We start from the raw sequence: 1,501 nt of genomic DNA on the forward strand, positions 1-1,501 counted from the left end.
TGGCAGGGGTGGTAGGAATCGAACCCACATCAATGGTTTTGGAGACCACTATCTTAGCCTTTGGACGACACCCCTAAGTGCCTAATTATATTATCAAAAGATTTTACATAATGCAAGAACTTTTAAATAAAAATTTAAAGTAAATTGACAAATATAGAGATGTTTTCTATAATTTTTATGTTAAAAAGGAGGACGACTATGTCTAGCCAAGTTGTAGTAGGTACCCAATGGGGCGATGAGGGTAAAGGAAAAATCGTCGATGTTTTAGCTGAAAAAGCCGATATGATCGTGCGCTTCCAAGGTGGAGATAACGCAGGTCATACTGTCATTGTAAATGGAAAAAAATATGTTTTACATTTGTTACCAAGTGGAGTATTACATGAAGATGCTTTATGTATTATTGGACCTGGTGTTGTATGCAACCCATTTGTTTTATTAGAAGAAATGGATACATTAGAAAAAGGTGGATTAAAATGTGATCACATTGTTATTAGTGATCGTGCTCAAATTTTAATGCCATATCATCGTTATCAAGATAAATTAGAAGAAGAGTCATCTAATAATAAAATTGGTACAACGCAAAAAGGAATTGGACCATGTTATTCAGATAAATATGCTCGTCGTGGAATTCGTTACCATGAACTACTTGATTTTGATTACTTTAAAGCTCGTGTTAAAGAAGTATTAGATTATAAGAATAAATTATTTGCTGGTGTATATGGTGCTGAACCTATGGATTACGATACAATTATTTCTGATTTTGAAAAAATCTATGATCGTATTGTTCCAATGATAAAAGAAACAACACACATGGTAAATGAAGCATTAGATCAAAATAAAAATGTATTATTTGAAGGTGCGCAAGCAATGATGTTAGATATTAACTACGGTACATATCCATTCGTAACATCAAGTTCACCTACAAGTGCAGGTGTTGCTACTGGTGCTGGTGTTGCGGTTAATCGTTTGCAAACTATTATCGGGGTCGTAAAAGCTTATTCGACACGTGTTGGAGAAGGTCCTTTTGTGACTGAGTTATTGAATGAAACAGGAGAACACTTAAGAGAAATTGGTGGAGAGTATGGAGCTACTACTGGTAGACCAAGAAGATGTGGTTGGTTAGATTTATTAGTAGTTAAACATGCTGCAATGTTAAATGGATTGACAGATCTTGTGATTACTAAAATTGATTGTTTAACAGGAATTGAACCGTTGAAAGTATGCGTAGGATACGATGTGGATGGAAAAGTTTATGATTACATTCCTTCAGATCAAGCCATTGTAGGAAAAGCAAAACCAGTTTACAAGGAATTTGCTGGATGGACAGAAGATATTTCTAAGATGACAACTTATGATGAATTACCTGAAAACTGCAAAGAATATGTTCGCTTTATTGAAGAATTTACAGGTGTTCGTGTTTCTATGATTTCAGTTGGACCAGATCGTGTAAATAACATTTATATTCATGAGATTGATTAATTTCAATCTCTTTTTTTGAAAG

General features: G+C 34.0%; 1 protein-coding gene and 1 tRNA gene. One reads left to right on the forward strand and one right to left on the reverse strand.

Going from position 1 to position 1,501, the window contains the following annotated elements; genetic code table 11:
- Positions 1 to 75: transfer RNA gene (locus ACI313_RS05770), tRNA-Trp, on the reverse strand.
- Positions 76 to 198: 123 nt separating this feature from the next.
- Between ACI313_RS05770 and ACI313_RS05775 the strand changes: the two genes are divergently transcribed.
- On the forward strand, positions 199 to 1,479 hold the full coding sequence (locus ACI313_RS05775) for an adenylosuccinate synthase (protein ID WP_439755516.1): 1,281 nt from the start codon (positions 199 to 201) through the stop codon (positions 1,477 to 1,479).
- Positions 1,480 to 1,501 lie beyond the last annotated feature (22 nt).

Origin of the sequence: Floccifex sp., from assembly GCF_051873495.1 — a bacterium.
GTDB lineage: Bacteria > Bacillota_I > Bacilli_A > Erysipelotrichales > Erysipelotrichaceae > Floccifex.

Excerpts from the sequence above, each read along its gene's own strand:
- ACI313_RS05775 (WP_439755516.1), top strand. The coding sequence starts at position 199 with ATGTCTAGCCAAGTTGTAGTAGGTACCCAATGGGGCGATGAGGGTAAA.